The sequence below is a fragment of the Pantoea sp. JZ29 genome (genome assembly GCF_035190385.1).
Taxonomy (GTDB): domain Bacteria; phylum Pseudomonadota; class Gammaproteobacteria; order Enterobacterales; family Enterobacteriaceae; genus Pantoea; species Pantoea stewartii.
In genome coordinates, this window is sequence record NZ_CP045241.1 from 3,294,892 (window position 1) to 3,314,566 (window position 19,675).

The following is a 19,675-nucleotide window of genomic DNA, read 5'->3' on the forward strand; positions in this document are numbered from 1 at the left end:
GCGCGCGAATCCGTAGCACGCCCATCCCGCCCTGCCAGACTCCGGCGCATCTGACGTATCAGCGTATATTCCTGGCAGGCCATCTGATGAACGCCGGGACGTGGCGCCTGCAGGTTCATGACAGCCTGTAGGAGGATGCAGCACGACAGTAATGCGGTTCCGTACCTGTCAGGCAGCAAGGGCCAGAAAACGGTCTGCGACAAGCGCGGCTGGCGTTCAGAGGACAACGAAGAAGGAGAACGCAGGAAAGTATGGATAGATTCACTACAGCAAAAGGGGCCAGTCGTGCCGGCCCCTCTCTGCTTAGCCCAGAATTTTAGCCAGCTCTGCACTCACGTCGGACACATTACGTGTGCCGTCGATTTTGTGGTACTCAGTGTTACCCGCTTCGGCTTCTTTGCTGTAGTAAGCAATCAGCGGTGCGGTTAGCTGATGGTATTCCACCAGACGTTTGCGCACCGTTTCTTCCTGATCGTCTTTACGCGTGGTCAGCTCTTCACCGGTCACGTCATCCTTGCCTTCCACCTTCGGTGGATTGAATTTGACATGGTAAACACGGCCTGATGGCGCATGAACACGGCGACCGACGATGCGTTCAACGATCAGTTCATCCGGCACAGCGAACTCCAGCACATAGTCCACTTTGATACCGGCTTCTTTCATTGCGTCAGCCTGAGGAATGGTGCGTGGGAAACCATCAAGCAGGAAACCGTTTTTGCAATCTTCCTGGGCGATACGCTCTTTAACCAGCGCAATCACCAGCTCATCAGTAACCAGCTTGCCGGCATCCATAATGGCTTTCGCCTGGTTGCCCAGTTCGGTGCCCGCTTTAACCGCTGCACGCAACATGTCGCCAGTGGAGATCTGCGGAATGCCGTATTTCTCCATGATGAATTGGGCTTGAGTCCCCTTACCTGCGCCCGGAGCTCCGAGCAGAATAATACGCATTGCGTAAATCCCCTTGCGAATCGCATTGATGAATCTGAGAAGCGGAAGAACATACCATTATGATCCGCACACCACAAGGAAGGGGCGGATCAACGCAGATCAGTGTACTGACTTTAGCCAGCGATCGCAGTGCGCGATGTCAGTGAAAAGGCATTTTCGGACTGGTGGCGGGTGCAATGCGGCTTTTAAGGCGGTTGCGCAACAAATATGGGTGCAGGAAAGCAGGCAGGAAGGCTGCAGCCAAAAAAAACCGGTGAGGATCTCACCGGTTTCGTCGTCTTACGCCGTCAGCAGTTGGTTCATCCGACGGATAAACTGGTTAGGATCGTCCAGCGTGCCGCGCTCTGCCAGCAGGGCCTGATCCAGTAACAGCTCAATCCACTCACCGAAGCGGGCTTCATCCTGGGTATCTGCCACGCGCTTCACCAGTTGGTGATCGGGGTTGATCTCGAAGATATATTTCACTTCCGGCACGTCCTGTCCTGCCGCCGCGAACAGTTTGGCCATTTGCGTGGTCATCTCGTTTGCATCGGTGGTCACAATCGCAGGCGTATCGGTCAGACGGTGCGTCAGACGGACTTCTTTCACACGTTCGCCCAGCAGCGTTTTCACGCGCTCAACAAAAGGTTCCAGCGCTTTTTCCGCTTCTTTCTGCGCTTCCGTTTCTTCGTCAGCCAGCTTATCCAGCGCTTCATCCGCTTTGCTGACGGACTGGAAGGCCTTACCGTCGAATTCGGTCAGATAGCTCATCATCCATTCATCGATACGATCGGACAGCAGCAGGACCTCAATGCCTTTTTTACGGAACAGCTCCAGATGCGGACTGCTTTTCGCTGCAGCATAGCTGTCGGCGGTAATGTAGTAGATCTTCTCCTGACCCTCGACCATACGGCTGACGTAATCTTCCAGCGACACGGTTTGCGCCGCGCTCTCGCTTTGTGTGGTGGCAAAACGCAGCAGTTTGGCAATCGTCTCTTTGTTGGCGTGATCTTCAGCGGGGCCCTCTTTCAGGACCAGACCAAACTCTTTCCAGAAGGTCTGGTACTTTTCGCTGTCCTCTTTCGCCAGCTTCTCCAGCATCTGCAGAACACGTTTGGTCAACGCGCCGCGCAGATTCTGGGTAACACGGCTGTCCTGCAGAATCTCACGCGATACGTTGAGCGGCAGATCGTTAGAGTCAATCAGGCCGCGCACAAAGCGCAGGTAGTTCGGCATAAACTGCTCGGCGTCATCCATGATAAACACGCGCTGCACGTAGAGTTTCAGACCATGTTTATGGTCGCGGTTCCACATGTCGAACGGTGCGCGAGCCGGGATATATAGCAGGCTGGTGTACTCCTGTTTCCCTTCTACGCGGTTGTGGCTCCATGTCGCCGGATCGCTGAAATCATGGGCAATATGTTTGTAGAACTCTTTGTACTCTTCGTCGCTGATCTCTGACTTGCTGCGGGTCCACAGCGCCTGAGCTTTGTTGATTTTCTCCCAGGTCGTGGTGCCGCTTTCTTCATCTTTGGTTTCGATTTCAACCGGCAACGCAATGTGATCGGAGTATTTACCAATGATGTTGCGGACGCGCCAGCTGTCGAGGAATTCATCTTCGCCTTCACGCAGGTGCAAGGTGATTTCCGTACCGCGATCGGCTTTGCTGATGTCAGCGATGGTATACTCACCTTCACCTGCCGATTCCCAGAACACGCCTTCGTCTTCGGCGGCACCCGCTGCGCGCGTGCGCACCGAGACTTTGTCGGCAACGATAAAGGCCGAGTAGAAACCCACACCGAACTGACCGATCAGCTGACTGTCTTTGGCCTGATCGGAGCCCAGGGATTCCAGAAAGGCTTTGGTGCCGGATTTCGCAATAGTGCCAAGGTTTTCAATCACTTCATCACGGCGCATGCCGATACCGTTATCGCTCAGCGTGATGGTGCGGTTATCCTTATCGACAGAGAGACGCACGCGCAGGTCACCATCGCCTTCGTACAGGCTGGCATCAGACAGCGCGCGGAAGCGCAGTTTATCCGCCGCATCCGAGGCGTTGGAAATCAGTTCACGCAGGAAAATCTCTTTGTTTGAATAGAGAGAATGGATCATCAGGTGCAGAAGTTGTTTTACCTCTGACTGAAAGCCACGAGTCTCTTGTCCTTTCATGGTCATTGCTACCTCAACAGAATCAGATTTAACGAACGTTGAGGAGGATGTGGGGGTACATGCAGGATTTTCAAGCCGGCGTTTTTCACAACGCCGGCAAGCGTTTAAAATTTAATCTTCTGGCGGCCTGCCAGTGAGTGGGATAGCGTGGTGCCATCCACCATTTCCAGTTCGCCGCCCATCGGAACGCCATGCGCAATGCGGCTGGCTTCAACGCCATACTGGCCACATAATTCTGCAATGTAGTTCGCGGTCGCTTCGCCTTCCACGGTGGGGTTGGTCGCCAGGATCACTTCCTGAATCGCTTCCTTCTCCAGACGCTGTTCCAGCCGATCGAGACCGATATCTGCCGGGCCAATGCCATCCAGGGGTGAAAGATGGCCCATCAGAACGAAATAACGGCCGGCAAATTGCCCGGTTTGCTCAATAGCATGGATATCTGCCGGACTTTCCACCACGCAGATCTGACCGTTTTGCTGACGCCGGGGATTGGCGCAGATAGTGCAGATTTCCTGCTCGGTGAAGGTGCGGCAATCGGCACAGTGACCGATTTCCGACATTGCCCGGGTCAGCGCCTGTGCCAGCCGCATTCCCCCACTACGATCGCGCTGTAGCAGTTGGAACGCCATCCGTTGCGCCGACTTCGGCCCAACGCCCGGCAAACAGCGCAATGACTCCATTAAGGACTCTAGCAGTGGGCTGGTTTGCATCAGAACGGCATCTTGAAGCCTGGTGGCAACTGCATGCCTGAAGAGACAGACGCCATTTTCTCTTTCTGCGCTTCATCAATGCGACGCGCCGCGTCGTTGAAGGCGGCAGCGATCAAATCTTCCAGCATGTCTTTGTCATCTTCCAGCAGGCTGGGATCGACTTCCACACGGCGGCAGTTGTGGGCACCATTGATGGTCACTTTGACCATGCCTGCGCCTGATTCACCCGTGACTTCCAGGGCGGCAATTTCTTCCTGAACCTGGGCCATTTTGTCTTGCATCTGCTGGGCCTGTTTCATCAGGTTGCCCAATCCGCCTTTACCAAACATAGTTTTCTCTCTCTGCTGAGGCTACAACGCGGTTTATTCATAACGTTGCAGCGTGTTCAAACGGGTCGAATGCTTTCCTCATCCAAATCGGCATCGAAAAAGCGACGAAGGGTTTGAATGTGGCTGTCACTCAAGATGGACTGACGCGCCTGCGCCAGCTTCTCTTCATAAATGGCCTGACGCCACTCCAGTGGCGTCAATACCGTAGGATTATCGTCTTCAATAACCGACAGTTCAACCTGATGTCCGGCAACCTGACTCAATGCGGCGGTCAGGGCCTGCTGCGCGGAGGCCGAATTCAGGTGGCGCTGGCTGGAACGTAAATGCAGGCAAATACCCTGATCGGTGGTCTCTTTCCAGGCATTCAACGCCAGCTGTTGCACCAGTTTAGGCAGCGGCAAACCGGCCACCTCAGCCGCCCAGGCATCACGCTGCTGGGCTTCTTCAGCCAGCCGTGCGGCCAGCTCAGGATTTTTCTCATGCTCCAGCGCAGAACGCAAGGCTTTTGGCGTGGCGACGGGCGCGGCCGCTTCGGTTACGGGCGTCAGCGCTTTCCAGCGGTACGCCTCTTTTTTTACCGGCGCTTCAGGGGCGCGCTCACGCACACGCTGCTGACTGCGCTCGGTCACCGAGGCCAGTCGCTCAAGGGCAGAACTGGCCGGCCGCGCACCTGGCGCTGCCGGCTCACTCTTTTTTACTTTGTTTGCTCCCTGGCGCAGCAGTTGGGTGCGCGCCTGCAGGAGCTGGCTGGTGGAACTGGACAGTGACGGTTCGGGTGCCGCAGGCGAGACAGACTGCGCGGTTGGTGCCGAAGCGGGTTCGGGTGCCGCCATTTGTGGCCGGGCAGCGGGCGCCGATTCGGTTGGCGACGGCGGTACGTTCTGTACCGGCACCGGCGCTGACTGAGCGGTCAGCGTGGGCCGCGCGATCGGCTCCGCGACGGCCGCTTTGGGATGAAACGCCAGCGCGCGCAATAAGGCCATCTCAATGCCCATACGACGATCGGGCGCAAGGGGTAAATCTTTGCGCCCCATCAGCAGGGTTTGATAATAAAGCTGCAGATCGGCAGGCGGCACGACGCGCGCCAGTTCCCGCAGGCGCAACGCATTGCTTTCTTCATCGTCGTTAAGAGAGGCAGGCAGTAACTGTACCATGGCAATGCGGTGCAGCAGGCGCAGCATCTCAACGAGCAATGCCTCCCAGTCAACCCCGCGCGAAGCTGCCTGCGCCAGCAACGCCATCACCTGTTCTCCGTTGCCGTCGACTACGGCTTCAAGCAGCCCCAGGGGTTGCTCATCGTCAAGCGTCCCGAGCATCGCCCCGACGGTCGCGCTGGTCACGCTGCCCTCGCCCATCGCAATGGCCTGGTCGGTAAGGCTCAGCGCATCGCGCATACTGCCATCGGCAGCTCGGGCCAGCAGTTGCAGCGCCCGCGGTTCCCGGGCGATCTGCTCCTGTTCTAATACGTTGTCGAGCTGCTGACGGATCTGGTCAACATCCAGCGCTTTAAGGTGAAACTGCAGACAACGGGACAGGATTGTCACCGGCAGCTTCTGCGGATCGGTCGTCGCCAGCAGGAATTTAACGTGTGAAGGCGGTTCTTCAAGCGTTTTCAGCAGCGCATTGAAGCTGTGACGCGACAGCATGTGCACTTCATCAATAAGGTAAACTTTAAAGCGGCCGCGGGCGGGCGCATACTGCACGTTATCAAGCAGATCGCGCGTGTCTTCCACTTTGGTGCGCGAGGCGGCATCAATTTCGATGAGATCGACAAAACGGCCGTGTTCGATCTCACGGCAGTTATCGCACTGACCACAGGGCGTGGCGGTGATCCCGGTTTCGCAGTTAAGGCCTTTTGCCAGCAGACGGGCAATCGTGGTTTTCCCTACGCCCCGTGTGCCGGAGAAGAGATAAGCATGATGGATGCGTCCCAGAGACAATCCATTCGCCAGCGCCGTCAGAACATGTTCCTGACCGACAACATCAGCAAACGCCTGTGGACGCCATTTTCGGGCAAGTACCTGATAGCTCATGTGGTTTCGACGAATTTGGATGGAAATGTGAGCGCAGACGCACTGCAACCCCTGTATATGATTGCAGTAGTCTAACAGCTACGCTTTCACCTATCACTCGTTATCTTGAAGCGGTAAAGCGGAATGGCCCCACAGGTGCGCGAGGCCAGAAGCGAGGCTTAGTGGCCGGGGAAATTGACCAGGCTGTAGCTGTCAACGCCCAGCGCCTTGAGGCGGGCTTCCCCTGCCAAATCGAACAGGTTAATAATAAAAGCAGCATCTTTCACTTCACCGCCTGCACGACGGATCAGTTTGATCGTGGCTTCCAGCGTTCCGCCGGTCGCCAGCAGATCGTCGACCACCAGCACGACGTCGCCCGGCTGGATCGCATCTTTGTGCAATTCCAGTTGGTCGGTACCGTATTCCAGCTCGTAGGATTCGCTGTAAGTTTCACGTGGCAGTTTGCCCGGTTTACGCACCGGGACAAAACCCAGCCCCAGCCCCAGGGCAACCGGCGCACCAAAGAGGAAGCCACGCGCTTCTGTGCCGACAACTTTGGTGATGCCTTTATTACGGTAGCGCTCAACCAGCAGGGCGATGGACGCTGCATAGGCGTTCGGGTCTTCCAACAGGCTGGTGACGTCACGGAAAAGAATACCCGGCTTCGGGTAATCAGGAATACTTTTGATACTGTTTTTAATCAGTTCAAGCTGCTGCGCAGTGTCGGTCATAATCTTAAGCCTGGTAAAAAAATTCTGTTTTGCGCAGCTTCAATAGCGCCAATACCTGATTAAAGGTTCAGCGGAAATACATTCATAATGGGAAGCCGCACACGAAGAGGCCCAAATCTAAGCAAATGGCCGGCTAATTGCAACTTTATCGCGGAGGTAAACTGTCGTCTGGTGTTTCTGCCACCACCGGCATCCGCCACATAAACAGCAACAGAAGGCACAACATGATGCCCAGCATGATCCGTACCCACAGCACTGGCACCAGCCACAAGGATAACGCAAATGTCGCCACAATCAGTACGATGGCGCGGCTTTTTGCCCCTGGCGGCATGCCACGATGCTGTTGCCAGTGGCGAATATAGCGACCAAAGGGCGATTTCCAGAGCAGCCAGTGATGAAAACGTGGTGAAGAACGGGCAAAACACCACGCTGCCAGCAGCATGAATGGCGTTGTAGGTAATAAAGGTAATACAATGCCCAGTATGCCAAGCACTATCGCCAGCCAACCCAGGGTTAATAAGACAATGCGTTGCATACCTGCCACCCAGTGCGTTTTCCGTTGCATGACTTTAGCATACCTGCGTTGGGCGCAATGAGTAAGCATCCGACGCGGCAAAGGCTGCATCACTGCCTTCTCACCTTGCGCCAGGCCATCCACAGCCATCCCGACGGCGAGTGTCGCTCGCCGCGTTTTGACAACCAACTCTTTACGACGAAAGGGACCCGACTGGCCGATTATCTGCAGGAAATTGAGCACAACTATCAGCGCCTTTGTCAGGCCGGCGAGGATGTGGAACGTAGCCAGTGGCTGGCGGGTCATCTGGTGGACCAAATCGCCGCCCTGCAGCGTGAAGCCAGTACCCAGCAACTTCGTAGCCGCGCAGAACGTGCCCGGCCTTCCGCCCGTCAGCAAAAATATCTGGAATACCGGGAATATGAGCGTCGACTACAGGCGATGATCGACCAGCGGGAGCAACGGCTGGCGCTGGCAGAAACCTTTGCCGTTCAGCAGCAGTTGAAAAAAGACCTGGAGGTACTGGAAGGCCGTATGGCACGCTGCCGGCAGGCGATCCGCTCGGTGGAGTGGGCAATGTCACTGTCAGACAGCCCGTTTAGCAGTTAATGCGCTATCTTTGCAAGACCGCCATCGCAGGATGGCACGCTTATCAGGCCCATGATACAACGTCGCAGGAGGAATGATGTCCCTGGAAACGGCCCCCGAAGAGGTCAAACTGGCGGTAGATTTGATTCAGCTGTTTGAAGAACACCAACTGTCGGTGGAAACGGTGTTGTCCGCCCTGGCCATTGTTCAGCGCGATTACGAAAAGAAACGCGACGAACAGCGCAAAGACTAAGCCTTTTTTGCCAGCGTCGGACTTAAGCGCAACATATCAATCAGGGCATCCACCAGTTCGGGCGCATCGGCAACCAGATCGAATTTGCCAGGCGTAAAAAGCCAGCTTTCCATCATGCCATTGACATAGCTGCGCATGATTAACGCCGCCTGTCGGGTCTGGAACGTTTCTGGAAGTTGCCCGGCATCAATGCACTGACGCAGTACGTCTTCAATTTCGTTGTAACGCTCAAGCAACAGACTTTGCTGGATACTTTTTACGGCAGCCATTTCCCCGACAAATTCGCATTTATGAAAGATGATTTCCATCAACGCACGGCGCTGCGGATCGCGCGCAGTCGCCTGAAAGATATAGACCAGCATCGCCCGTAAAATGGAGAGTGGATCACCGGGGTATTTTGTTTGATACTCAAGTTTCACTTCATTAAGCCCGGCATCGCAGCGAAGCCATATTTCGTTCAACAAATCGGCTTTGTTTTTGAAATGCCAGTAGATAGCGCCACGGGTTACGCTGGCTGCAGAAGCGATGTCCGCCAGGGAGGTGGCTGAAACCCCCTCTTTCGAAAACAGAGCAAGGGCGGCGTCCAGAATTTGATGCCGGGTTTCAAGAGCTTGCGCTTTGGTTTTTCGTGCCATAGGGGACTTTTTTTACAAACAGGTAAGTTTACATACATTTGTGAATGTATGTACCATAGCACGAGCTAAAATAATACGCAGCAATGGGTTCATGGCTTTGTGATCCATTGATCATTTGATATCGGACTCTAGAGGTTTATTTATGAACAAATTCAGAGGGTTAACGCCTCTGGCGGCCGTCCTGATGCTCTCAGGCAGCTTTGTGTTAACAGGATGTGACGGAAATAAATCCGACCAGGCCGCCCAACAACAGCCGCCGGAAGTCGGTGTTGTCACCGTTAAAAGTGAACCCCTAAAAATTTCGACCGAACTGCCTGGCCGTACCCTGGCTTACCGTATTGCCGAAGTGCGTCCGCAGGTTTCCGGTATCATTCTGAAGCGTAACTTTATTGAAGGCAGTGAGATTAAAGCCGGTGAATCGCTCTATCAGATCGATCCCGCGACCTATCAGGCGTCCTATGACAGCGCCAAAGCCGATTTAGCGAAAGCAGAGGCTAATGCACGTATAGCGCAACTGACGGTCAATCGTTATAAGCCGCTGCTTGGCACCAAATATATCAGTCAGCAGGACTACGATAATGCCGTCGCCACCGCGGCACAAAACAATGCGGCCGTTCAGGCCGCGAAGGCTAACGTAGAAACCGCACGCATTAACCTGGCGTACACAAAAGTCTCTTCGCCTATCAGTGGCCGCATTGGTAAGTCATCCGTTACAGAAGGTGCGCTGGTACAAAGCGGGCAAACCACAGCGCTGGCCACGGTGCAGCAGTTGGATCCAATGTATGTCGATGTTACCCAGTCGAGTGAAGATTTCCTGCGTCTGCGTTCAGAACTGGAGTCCGGTCAGCTGAAACAGAACGATGGCAAAGCCAACGTTACCCTGCTGATGCAGAATGGTAAAAACTATGCTCAGCCGGGTACGCTGGAGTTCTCGGATGTGACCGTTGATCAAACCACCGGCTCGATCACCCTGCGCGCGATCTTCCCTAACCCTGATAAAGCCTTGCTGCCAGGGATGTTTGTACGTGCCCGTCTGGATGAAGGCACCAATCCAAACGCCCTGCTCGTTCCTCAGCAGGCGGTAACGCGCACACCAACCGGTGACGCCTCTGTCATGGTGGTCGGCGCGGACAACAAAGTTGAAGCACGTAAGATCAAAGCAGCCCAGGCTATTGGCGATAAATGGCTGGTAACAGAAGGTTTGAAAGCGGGCGAGCGTGTGATCTTTACAGGTCTGCAGCGTGCAAAACCGGGTGCACAAGTTACACCTAAAGAAGTCACAGACGATGCAAAAGCCGCAAAAGGTGATCCCTCTCAGGCCCAGTCTGCTAAAACATCGTCCTAACAGGAGCCGTTGATACATGGCTAAGTTCTTTATCGATCGCCCAATCTTTGCGTGGGTGCTGGCTATTATCGTCATGCTGGCGGGCGCGTTATCGATTATTAAATTACCGATTGAGCAATATCCCAATGTTGCGCCACCGGCCATTGAGATTCAGGCCAACTACCCTGGTGCTGACGCGAAAACGTTGCAAGACTCGGTGACGCAGGTCATCGAACAAAACATGAACGGCATTGATGGCCTGATGTATATGTCATCAAGCAGTGATTCCTCGGGTGCTCTGACGCTGACTATCTCCTTCCAGTCAGGGACTGACGCGGATATCGCGCAGGTTCAGGTACAGAACAAACTGCAGCTGGCAATGCCACTGCTGCCTCAGGAAGTGCAACAACAGGGGATTCAGGTTAAAAAATCCTCCAGTAGCTTCCTGATGGTAGCGGGTTTCATCAGCGATGATGGCAGCATGACGCAGAACGATATTGCTGACTATGTTGCCTCTAACATCAAAGATCCCATCAGCCGTACGCCTGGCGTGGGTGATACCCAGGTCTTTGGTGCGCAGTACGCGATGCGCATCTGGATGGATCCGAGTAAGTTAAATAACTATCAGCTGACGCCGGTTGATGTGATCAATGCGCTTAAAACCCAGAACGCCCAGGTGGCTGCCGGTCAGTTAGGCGGAACACCGCCGGTGCCGGGACAGCAGCTGAACGCCTCAATTATTGCGCAAACGCGTCTGACCTCCACCAAAGAGTTCGGCAACATTCTGCTGAAAGTGAATAACGATGGCTCTCAGGTGCGTCTGCGCGATGTGGCACAGATCGAACTGGGTGGTGAAAACTACGAGATCATTGCGCGCTATAACGGTAAGCCTGCGTCCGGTATCGGTATCAAACTGGCGACTGGCGCTAACGCCCTGAATACCGCCGAAGCCGTTAAAGCCGAACTGGCTAAGCTGCAGCCAACGTTCCCGGCGGGAATGAAGGTCGTTTATCCTTACGACACCACACCGTTCGTTAAAATTTCTATTTTCGAAGTGGTGAAAACACTGATGGAAGCGATTCTGTTGGTGTTCCTGGTGATGTATCTGTTCCTGCAAAACTTCCGAGCCACGCTGATTCCGACTATTGCCGTCCCGGTTGTGTTGCTGGGGACCTTCGCCATTATCGGCGCCTTTGGTTACTCGATAAACACCCTGACGATGTTCGGGATGGTGCTGGCCATCGGCCTGTTGGTGGATGACGCCATCGTGGTGGTCGAAAACGTCGAGCGCGTCATGGTGGAGGAAGGACTGCCACCGAAAGAAGCGACCAAGCGCTCGATGGAGCAGATTCAGGGCGCACTGGTCGGTATTGCCCTGGTGCTGTCAGCGGTCTTTATTCCCATGGCTTTCTTTGGTGGATCGACCGGCGTGATTTATCGTCAGTTCTCCATCACCATCGTGTCGGCCATGGCGCTGTCAGTACTGGTTGCGTTGATTCTGACGCCCGCACTCTGCGCCACTATGCTCAAGCCGGTGAAAAAAGGCGATCACGGTGCCACCAAAGGCTTCTTTGGCTGGTTCAACCGCCTGTTTGACAAGAGTACGCATCACTATGTTGACAGCGTAGGTCACATCGTTCGCGGTACGGGTCGCTATCTGCTGCTTTATCTGCTGATTGTGCTGGGAATGGCGTTTCTGTTCCTGCGTCTGCCTTCATCGTTCCTGCCGGAAGAAGATCAGGGCCTGTTACTGGCTCAGGCTCAGCTCCCTGCCGGTGCTACACAAGAGCGCACGCAGAAAGTGCTGGATCAGGTTTCTGATTACTTCCTGACGAAAGAAAAAGACTCGGTGAAATCTGTCTTTACCGTTGCGGGCTTTGGCTTTGCGGGCCGTGGACAGAATACCGGTATTGCCTTCGTCAGCCTCAAGCCGTGGGATGAGCGTACCAGCAGCGACATGAAAGTGCCTGCGATCCAGGGACGTGCAATGCAAGCGCTGGCGCGAATTAAAGACGGTATGGTCTTTGCGTTTAACCTGCCTGCCATTATCGAGTTAGGTAACGCGACCGGCTTTGACTTTGAACTTATCGATCAGGGTAACCTGGGACATGAAAAGCTGACGCAGGCGCGTAACCAGCTGTTTGGCATGATCGCACAACATCCGGATACGCTGGTCGGTGTGCGTCCCAACGGTCTGGAAGATACGCCGCAGTTCAAACTGGATATCGATCAGGAGAAAGCCCAGGCACTGGGTGTCTCACTCAGTGATATCAATACCACGCTGGGCGCATCCTGGGGCGGCTCTTACGTTAATGACTTCATTGACCGCGGTCGTGTGAAGAAAGTCTACGTGATGGGTAAAGCTGATGCGCGTATGCTGCCTGACGACATCAATAAGTGGTATGTCCGAAACAGCAACGGCGAGATGGTGCCCTTCTCTGCCTTCTCATCAGCACGCTGGCAGTATGGTTCACCGCGTCTGGAACGTTACAACGGTTTACCGTCTATGGAAATCCTGGGGCAGGCAGCCCCTGGCAAGAGCTCCGGTGATGCCATGAACCTGATGGAAGAACTGGCTTCGAAACTGCCGTCGGGCATTGGCTTTGACTGGACCGGGATGTCCTATCAGGAACGTCTGTCGGGTAACCAGGCACCTGCCTTGTATGCCATTTCACTGATCGTCGTGTTCCTGTGCCTCGCGGCCCTCTATGAGAGCTGGTCCATTCCGTTCTCGGTCATGCTGGTGGTTCCGCTGGGCGTGGTCGGTGCATTGATCTTTACGACCTTGCGCGGACTGAGCAATGACGTTTACTTTGTCGTGGGGTTACTGACCACTATTGGCCTCTCGGCGAAGAACGCCATCCTGATTGTGGAATTTGCGAAGGACCTGATGGAGAAAGAAGGCAAAGGGCTGGTGGAAGCCACGCTTGAAGCCTGCCGTATGCGTCTGCGTCCTATCCTGATGACCTCACTGGCGTTTATTCTGGGCGTACTGCCGCTGGCCATCAGTACCGGTGCCGGCTCTGGTGCACAGAATGCGGTCGGTACGGGCGTCATGGGCGGGATGGTGACCGCGACCGCGCTGGCCATCTTCTTCGTACCGGTATTCTTTGTGGTGGTGCGTCGTCGCTTTGGTAAAAACAAAGCCGAGATCGAAAAGGGTCATCCCGTCGATCATCCTGACCACTCGCATTAATCTGTAAACTAAAAGGCCGCATCAGCGGCCTTTTTTAATGCCTCACGCCGTCTCTTTTTTGACAGCCGCAGGGATACGATGACGCTGGCTTGTATTATCGCGATAACTTCCTGTCCACTCGGGGTGAACGCTGCCTTCCTCACCCTCTTTTACATTCAGGCTGGTCACGCCCGGCGCGCTCCCGGATGACCTGACGAGTCGCTTTGCTTCTTTTCGGTCTTAACCGGTTCACGCTGATTTCACACCCGCTTCTTTCTCTTGTCTCTGCCCGGCTTCTTACCCTCTCGTCAGACTGCGCTGACGTGTCACGCGGCTGACAAGCATGTCTGAAGCCACTTTGTCTTTATGGCAGCGCAAATCTGTTCTTTCCTGTCTGCCTGAAGCACGGTCTGCCCTGCGCCTGTTCTCAGTCAGCGACAGCGTGCTATCCGTTGCACGGTTTGCCCGCCATCGCCGCCCCGCTGTTTCCCCTGGGTTTTACAGGGTTGCATTCATATCGGCCACGGCGCATAATATCGTTATATTATAACATTACACTGGTGAGAAGTATGAAAGCGAATATTCATCCCTCCTATCGTGCCGTGGTGTTCCATGACACCTCGGCTGATGTCTTTTTCAAAATCGGTTCAACAATCAAAACCGACCGTACCGTTGAGTTTGAAGGCGAAACCCTGCCGTATGTGACGCTTGATGTCTCCTCGGCCTCTCATGTGTTTTACACCGGTAAGCAGAAAGACTTTGCCAAAGAAGGCAGTACCGCGCGCTTTAATCAGCGTTTTGGGCGTTTTCTGGGTCGGAAATAAGCGAGGGCAACATGCAGGTACTCAGCTCACTCCGTTGCGCAAAGCGTCGCCATCGGGATTGCAAAGTCGTTCGGCGTAAAGGCCGTATCTATGTCATCTGCAAAACGAATCCGCGCTTTAAAGCCGTGCAGGGAAGAAAGAAAAAACGTTGATGTGTCGTGAATCTTAGCCGGACTGTCTCTTTCGAGCCATTCCGGCTTTTTTTATGCTTAGCGCATGCTCTTGAGCATCACGTCAACGTTGTGTTTAAACGCGGCTTCATAGGTCGGCGCCGGTCCGGACGCGTTGGACAGCGCTTCCGGATAAAGCTCACCACCCGGCTTCGCGCCTGTCGCGCTGGCAATCTGTTTCACCAGACGGGGATCGGTCTGATTTTCCATAAAGTAGGTTTTGATATGCTCCTGCTTAAGTTGGGTGATCAAACTGGCTACATCGCTGGCGCTGGCTTCCGCTTCGGTGGAGAAACCAACCGGCGCAAGGAACGTGACGCCATAGCGTTGCCCAAAGTAACCGAAAGCATCATGGCTGGTCAGCACCTTACGTTTTTGCTGCGGAATGGCGGCAAAAGAGGTTTTGGCCCAGGCGTCCAGCTTTTGCAGTTGCTGAATATATTTTTCGCCGCGCTGACGGATATCTTCAGCGTCCTGGGGATCGGCCTTGATTAACGCATTCATTACGTTTTTGGCATAAATGGTGCCGTTATACATGCTGTTCCACGCATGGGGATCGGTAATGGTTTTGCCATCCTCTTCCATCGTGCGGGTTTCAATCCCTGTCGAGGCCACTACGGGCTCCCCTTTATAACCTGAGGCCGTCACCAGACGGTTCATCCAGCCCTCCAGACCAAGTCCGCTGACAAACACCACATCGGCTTTTGCCAGCGCTTCGCTGTCCTGCGGCGTCGGTTCAAAAGTATGGGGATCGCCATTGGGCCCGACCAGGCTTTTAACATGAACATGATCGCCGCCAATTTGTTTGACGATATCGGCCAGCACGGTAAAACTCGCCACCGCATCGATCGTTTTCGCCATGGTGAAGGGGCTGACGACTAATGCACCGATTGCCAGACTAATGGGTAATATCTTCATCGCTACCTCTGATTAATGGCGGCGCAGAATGCCACCGCACGGCCCTGTTAAGATGGAGAGAAAAAACAACATTGCGGCACTCAACACCACCGCCGGTCCGGCCGGCAGTGAAAAGTGCCAGGAAAGGACTAACCCCGTAAATGCCGACAGGACAGCCATCAACATGGCCGCGCCCAGCATCAGTACCAGATGACGGCTCCAGAATCGCGCGCTGGCGGCAGGCAACATCATCAGCCCGACCGACATCAGCGTGCCCAGCACCTGAAAACCCGCCACCAGGTTAAGCACCACCAGCGTCAGGAAAATACCGTGCACCAGCGGTGCGCTCCATTTACCTTGCGCACGCAGAAAATCCGCGTCAAAAGCGTCAATAACCAGAGGGCGATAGATCACCGCCAGCATCAAGAGGGTAAACGCGGCGATGCTGCCCACCACGATCAGGGCCGGGTTGTCCACCGCCAGCAATGAACCGAACAGGACGTGAAGCAGATCCACGCTGGAGCCACGCAGTGACACTAACGTCACGCCCAGCGCCAGCGAACCCAGATAGAAGCCGGCAAAACTCGCATCTTCTTTTAGTGGCGTATAACGGCTGACCGCACCGGACAATAACGCCACCGCCAGCCCCGCTATCAGCCCACCCACGCCCATCGCAACAAGGGATAAGCCTGAGATTAAATAGCCAATGGCGGCACCGGGCAGTACGGCATGGGATAACGCATCACCGATCAGGCTCATACGCCGTAAGGAGAGAAAGACGCCCAGCGGGGTGGCACTGAATGCCAGAGCAATACAGGCCACCAGCGCCCTGCGCATAAAGCTGAATTCAATAAAAGGTTGAATAAGCGTCACGGGGCAATGCTCCGTAACGGCGTCATAGCAACCGCACTGCGCTGATGCGATCCCTCATCCATTGACAGCACATCCGTAAAATAACGTTCAACTAACGGACGGTCATGCAACACGACCAGCAGCGTCGTGCCCGCCTGCTGCTGCTGCTGCAGAATTGACATCAGTAACGCCACCGTTTTGCTGTCAATGCCGTTAAAAGGCTCATCCAGCAGCCACAAGCGACTACGTTGCAGCATGAGCCGGGCAAACAGGACACGCTGTAGCTGGCCGCCAGACAATGTCGCGGGCTGAGCATCCGCATAATCACGCATCTGCACCGCATCCAGCGCGGCGTTTATCTCATTGCGCAGTGCCCGGTTAATGCCGCCAAACCAGCCACAGCGCGGCCAGCAGCCAATAGAAACCAGCTCAAACACGGTGAGCGGGAAACGCGTTTCCAGTTCGCTACGTTGCGGCAACCAGCCCACTTCACGGCGCGAGATCCGCACATCACACTGCCCGCTTACCGGGGGTAATAATCCGGCGATCGTCTTTATCAGGGTAGATTTACCGCTGCCGTTGGCACCGATTAAGGCGGTCATACTGCCCTGCGCCAGTTCTGTTGTCACAACGGGCGTGACCGCGCGTCCCTGATAACCTGCCTGCAAATGCCTGAACGTTATCACGGCTGCATTCCCCACCACAGCGCCAGCGCCAGTACGGCGATTAACATCAATGCCACCAACAGCCGTCCACCGAGTGACATCAACAGTCCACTTTGATTCATCACTACACCAAAAATGTTATAACATAACAACCATCATACCCGATGTTGTCCGCCCACTGGCACGGCAATGTGTTTCAAAAAATAAACCAGGGCACAAATTGCCCGTATAAGGCCCAATAAGAAGCAACAGTGAATCAATCACTTGCTTAAATGAGAGCATCACAGCGCAATATTGCTGAAGAGGGGGACTTGCAAAGCGACAAAAGAACATCAATGATGGGTCTGAAGACATTTATTATGAGTACGCTATGTCAGTAAGCATTGAATGTGATGTTGCGCAGAATGAAACGGATTGCGTAAAATTAGCTACAATCATTAAACGGAATATTCTCAAAATAACAGAATCTCTGGTTGGCGATTTGCAATGGTATTCCGCAAACGCTCAGTTAGTACCAGACAGTTTAAAAGTTATTGATGTTCAGATGACCGGACCGAATAGATTTAAGTTACTTTACGATTTCCAGTGGAATTTATTTAATCCTTGTCTGGATTTAAATGAAACCATTACGCAAAATGAACAAGTCAGTTTTCATATCGGCCCTGCCGCGCTTGTGTTTGAGCCCATTGAGAATCACCGTCCCTCACCCGGAGATGAATTGTAATATTTAGTAATGGAGGTGAGCAGAACTAATGATTTTACACTATCCTTAATGCAGTCCGTTAATTATAAGCCCAACCACCACTTCCTGGCCGCTTCACCGAACCTGGCCGCATTGCGGTAACTTTGCTAGCTACGGAGGGGAAAAAGATGGACGAATACTCACCGAAACGGCATGATATTGCCCAGCTTAAATACGTGTGTGAGAGTTTGTTTGACGCCAGTATGGCAACATTAACCGACAGCCATCATGGCTGGGTAAATGACCCTACTGCCGATGGTAATTTACAGCTGAACGATCTGATAGAGCATATCGCCTCTTTCACCATGAATTACAAAATTAAGCATGCAGAAGACGAAGCGCTGATTACCCAAATCGATGAATATCTTGATGATACTTTTATGCTATTTAGCAACTATAGCGTTAACACTCAGGATCTGCAGCGCTGGCAACGTTCAGCAAAACGTTTATTTAATCTGTTTCAAGAAGAGTGCGCTTATCTTCAACAGCCAAGCCATTCATTATAGTACTGACGTGAGAACGGTTTATTTATGAACAAAACCCTGACTAAAACTGATTATTTGATGCGACTGAGACGTTGTCGCTCAATTGACACGCTCGAAAGAGTGATTGAGAAAAATAAGTATGAATTGTCCGATGATGAATTAGCCGTATTTTACTCCGCAGCCGATCACCGCCTGGCTGAACTGACGATGAACAAACTGTATGACAAAGTCCCCGTGTCAGTATGGAAATTTGTACGCTAAGTTAATTTTTGCGTTACGTTTAATCTGATTTAACCCGCCCGTTTCTGTTCGACTCGCCTGCCGGCAATGGATCGGCCCAGGCGAGCTTTGCCTGCCTGCGAAGAAAGAGGCGTGTCAAAAAAAGCGAGTGACAAGAGAGGAATCGGGTGGAGACAAAATGGTGGAGGCCCTGCCAGCTACATCCCGGCACACGCGTCACCTGCTGCGGCTGCTTCCTTCCGGACCTGACCGAGTTCACAAGCTAGCATTGCGGGAGAACCAACAGGGCCCCCATTGACAAGCCCTCATATCGAGAGCGCAGGCATTATCGGGGAAGCCTATGGCAATTGCAAGCCTGGCATGGATGACCGTTGGTTTCTTGTACGATCCCTGTAAATTACCCCCTTTATGTTAGCATTATGGTTCTTTTACTGGCAGGTAAGCCTATGGACTCAACCACTGACGGCTTTAAACAACGTATCTGGCAAATTGTGGCCGCCATTCCGCCCGGCAAGGTTACCACCTATGGCGATGTGGCATTACTGGCAGGCTCACCCCGTGCGGCGCGCCAGGTGGGCGGCGTTCTGAGCCGCTTACCGGAAGGCAGTACGCTTCCCTGGCATCGGGTGATTAACCGTCACGGTACGCTTTCGCTCCAGGGCGAACGTTTTTTTCGTCAGCGTGAAGCGCTGGAAGCGGAAGGCGTGGAAGTTACAGAGGCAGGTCAGATCGATCTGGCCAAGTTTCGCTGGCAGTTTTAATACTGCAGGGCGGCACAGCGCGCCGCCCTGCCTCAGAGCCTTACATCGTTGTCGATGCCGGCACGGCGGCGGACGGCGTAACCTGCGTGGGCGATGTCGGTGGCACAGTGGTGACGGCGCCAGGCTGAGTCTTCATCGGTACAGAAGGCACGGGCACTAACACCAGATCGGCTTTGGTGCCGCCCTGATTCACGACCGGTTTCACTTCTTCCGTGACAAAGGCCAGCTTGCCATTAACCGTAATAGCTGCGCTCAACAGAATGCGTGCATTTGGCTGAACATCCGCTGGGTTAAACGGCAGTATGAAATGGAATGGCGCCTGTTTTCCGTCGGTGCGAACCACGCGCTGTGCCAACACTTTGGACGGTGCATCTGCCACCGATGCATCAGACAGGGTCACTGTCAGGGCTGCATCAGGCGGTAACGCGATACGCTGACGAATATAAACCGCCCCGCTTACATTAGGCTGAGCGATGGTCGCCGTTTGTCCTGCGACCGCAGAGCCCAATGTCGGTGTCGGTACTGGTTTTCCTTTATGGGCACAACCTGCGAGAGCCATGGCCATCGCGACGCCACTTAACACATGCCAGAATTTCATCGATGTCGTCTCCTTTTGATCAGAATGATTTTTAGCAGTGAATCTTTATTACAGCGTTTCACTCGCCGTATAGC

Annotated in this window: 22 protein-coding genes, 1 other RNA gene and 1 other annotated feature; of the genes, 10 read left to right on the forward strand and 13 right to left on the reverse strand. The window is 54.0% G+C overall.

Features of this window, described 5'->3' with window-relative positions; genetic code table 11:
- Positions 1-303 precede the first annotated feature (303 nt).
- From adk to GC090_RS15410, 7 genes are all read right to left on the reverse strand, one after another.
- Positions 304-948 (reverse strand): adenylate kinase, encoded by a 645-nt coding sequence (gene adk, locus GC090_RS15380; RefSeq protein WP_033738701.1) that lies wholly within the window; start codon positions 946-948, stop codon positions 304-306.
- 279 nt (positions 949-1,227) lie between these two features.
- Positions 1,228-3,102, reverse strand: a complete 1,875-nt coding sequence (gene htpG, locus GC090_RS15385; protein ID WP_033738700.1) for a molecular chaperone HtpG — start codon at positions 3,100-3,102, stop codon at positions 1,228-1,230.
- 98 nt (positions 3,103-3,200) lie between these two features.
- A complete protein-coding gene (gene recR, locus GC090_RS15390; protein ID WP_006117920.1) occupies positions 3,201-3,806 on the reverse strand; it encodes a recombination mediator RecR in 606 nt (201 codons plus the stop codon).
- Complete coding sequence (locus GC090_RS15395; RefSeq protein ID WP_033738698.1) at positions 3,806-4,135, reverse strand: YbaB/EbfC family nucleoid-associated protein; 330 nt, start codon at positions 4,133-4,135, stop codon at positions 3,806-3,808. The genes recR and GC090_RS15395 overlap by 1 nt, the downstream gene beginning before the upstream one ends.
- Before the next feature lie 56 nt (positions 4,136-4,191).
- Positions 4,192-6,168 (reverse strand): DNA polymerase III subunit gamma/tau, encoded by a 1,977-nt coding sequence (gene dnaX, locus GC090_RS15400; protein ID WP_324020320.1) that lies wholly within the window; start codon positions 6,166-6,168, stop codon positions 4,192-4,194.
- Positions 4,789-4,850, reverse strand: a sequence feature (DnaX frameshifting element). It overlaps the preceding gene by 62 nt.
- A 158-nt stretch (positions 6,169-6,326) precedes the next feature.
- Positions 6,327-6,878: an adenine phosphoribosyltransferase gene (gene apt, locus GC090_RS15405; RefSeq protein ID WP_006117923.1), complete on the reverse strand. Its 552-nt coding sequence runs from the start codon at positions 6,876-6,878 to the stop codon at positions 6,327-6,329.
- Positions 6,879-7,023: 145 nt separating this feature from the next.
- Positions 7,024-7,413 (reverse strand): DUF454 family protein, encoded by a 390-nt coding sequence (locus tag GC090_RS15410; protein WP_039338624.1) that lies wholly within the window; start codon positions 7,411-7,413, stop codon positions 7,024-7,026.
- Between the two features lie 57 nt (positions 7,414-7,470).
- Between GC090_RS15410 and priC the strand changes: the two genes are divergently transcribed.
- Together priC and rsmS are read left to right on the forward strand one after the other, a co-directional pair.
- The gene (priC, locus tag GC090_RS15415; protein ID WP_039338470.1) at positions 7,471-8,001 is read left to right on the forward strand and encodes a primosomal replication protein PriC; all 531 of its coding nucleotides are present in this window, start codon (positions 7,471-7,473) and stop codon (positions 7,999-8,001) included.
- Between the two features lie 76 nt (positions 8,002-8,077).
- On the forward strand, positions 8,078-8,233 hold the full coding sequence (gene rsmS / locus GC090_RS15420; RefSeq protein ID WP_006117926.1) for a pleiotropic regulatory protein RsmS: 156 nt from the start codon (positions 8,078-8,080) through the stop codon (positions 8,231-8,233).
- Here rsmS and acrR read toward each other — a convergent pair.
- Entirely contained in the window at positions 8,230-8,868 is a 639-nt protein-coding gene (gene acrR, locus GC090_RS15425; RefSeq protein ID WP_039338471.1) for a multidrug efflux transporter transcriptional repressor AcrR, read from the reverse strand. The genes rsmS and acrR overlap by 4 nt on opposite strands.
- Before the next feature lie 142 nt (positions 8,869-9,010).
- Here acrR and GC090_RS15430 point away from each other — a divergent pair, with 142 nt between their 5' ends.
- From GC090_RS15430 to ykgO, 4 genes are all read left to right on the forward strand, one after another.
- Entirely contained in the window at positions 9,011-10,213 is a 1,203-nt protein-coding gene (locus GC090_RS15430; protein WP_006117928.1) for an efflux RND transporter periplasmic adaptor subunit, read from the forward strand.
- A 16-nt stretch (positions 10,214-10,229) separates the two neighbouring features.
- The gene (locus GC090_RS15435; protein WP_324020322.1) at positions 10,230-13,388 is read left to right on the forward strand and encodes an efflux RND transporter permease subunit; all 3,159 of its coding nucleotides are present in this window, start codon (positions 10,230-10,232) and stop codon (positions 13,386-13,388) included.
- Positions 13,389-13,936: 548 nt separating this feature from the next.
- The gene (locus GC090_RS15440; RefSeq protein ID WP_033738687.1) at positions 13,937-14,191 is read left to right on the forward strand and encodes a type B 50S ribosomal protein L31; all 255 of its coding nucleotides are present in this window, start codon (positions 13,937-13,939) and stop codon (positions 14,189-14,191) included.
- 11 nt (positions 14,192-14,202) lie between these two features.
- Positions 14,203-14,343 (forward strand): type B 50S ribosomal protein L36, encoded by a 141-nt coding sequence (ykgO, locus tag GC090_RS15445; protein WP_006117931.1) that lies wholly within the window; start codon positions 14,203-14,205, stop codon positions 14,341-14,343.
- A 57-nt stretch (positions 14,344-14,400) separates the two neighbouring features.
- Here the strand turns inward: ykgO and GC090_RS15450 are convergent, their stop codons facing one another.
- The 3 genes from GC090_RS15450 to GC090_RS15460 are packed head-to-tail and all read right to left on the reverse strand — an operon-like array spanning position 14,401 to position 16,796.
- Complete coding sequence (locus tag GC090_RS15450; RefSeq protein WP_058708286.1) at positions 14,401-15,279, reverse strand: metal ABC transporter substrate-binding protein; 879 nt, start codon at positions 15,277-15,279, stop codon at positions 14,401-14,403.
- A gap of 12 nt (positions 15,280-15,291) precedes the next feature.
- Complete coding sequence (locus tag GC090_RS15455) at positions 15,292-16,131, reverse strand: metal ABC transporter permease (RefSeq protein ID WP_006117933.1); 840 nt, start codon at positions 16,129-16,131, stop codon at positions 15,292-15,294.
- Positions 16,128-16,796 (reverse strand): metal ABC transporter ATP-binding protein, encoded by a 669-nt coding sequence (locus GC090_RS15460; protein ID WP_033738793.1) that lies wholly within the window; start codon positions 16,794-16,796, stop codon positions 16,128-16,130. Before GC090_RS15460 ends, GC090_RS15455 begins: the two co-directional genes overlap by 4 nt.
- A gap of 349 nt (positions 16,797-17,145) precedes the next feature.
- On the opposite strand from GC090_RS15460, the gene GC090_RS15465 reads away from it, so the two are divergent.
- From GC090_RS15465 to GC090_RS15475, 3 genes are all read left to right on the forward strand, one after another.
- The gene (locus GC090_RS15465) at positions 17,146-17,499 is read left to right on the forward strand and encodes a hypothetical protein (protein ID WP_185199664.1); all 354 of its coding nucleotides are present in this window, start codon (positions 17,146-17,148) and stop codon (positions 17,497-17,499) included.
- A 146-nt stretch (positions 17,500-17,645) separates the two neighbouring features.
- The gene (tomB, locus tag GC090_RS15470; protein WP_039338473.1) at positions 17,646-18,023 is read left to right on the forward strand and encodes an Hha toxicity modulator TomB; all 378 of its coding nucleotides are present in this window, start codon (positions 17,646-17,648) and stop codon (positions 18,021-18,023) included.
- 24 nt (positions 18,024-18,047) lie between these two features.
- Positions 18,048-18,263 (forward strand): hemolysin expression-modulating protein Hha, encoded by a 216-nt coding sequence (locus GC090_RS15475; RefSeq protein ID WP_006117940.1) that lies wholly within the window; start codon positions 18,048-18,050, stop codon positions 18,261-18,263.
- Positions 18,264-18,430: 167 nt separating this feature from the next.
- On the opposite strand, the gene ffs is transcribed toward GC090_RS15475, so the two are convergent.
- An RNA gene (gene ffs / locus GC090_RS15480) (signal recognition particle sRNA small type) lies at positions 18,431-18,527 on the reverse strand.
- A gap of 161 nt (positions 18,528-18,688) precedes the next feature.
- On the opposite strand from ffs, the gene GC090_RS15485 reads away from it, so the two are divergent.
- Entirely contained in the window at positions 18,689-19,003 is a 315-nt protein-coding gene (locus tag GC090_RS15485) for an MGMT family protein (RefSeq protein ID WP_033738677.1), read from the forward strand.
- 40 nt (positions 19,004-19,043) lie between these two features.
- Here GC090_RS15485 and GC090_RS15490 read toward each other — a convergent pair whose 3' ends face one another.
- Complete coding sequence (locus GC090_RS15490) at positions 19,044-19,601, reverse strand: YbaY family lipoprotein (protein WP_324020327.1); 558 nt, start codon at positions 19,599-19,601, stop codon at positions 19,044-19,046.
- Positions 19,602-19,675 lie beyond the last annotated feature (74 nt).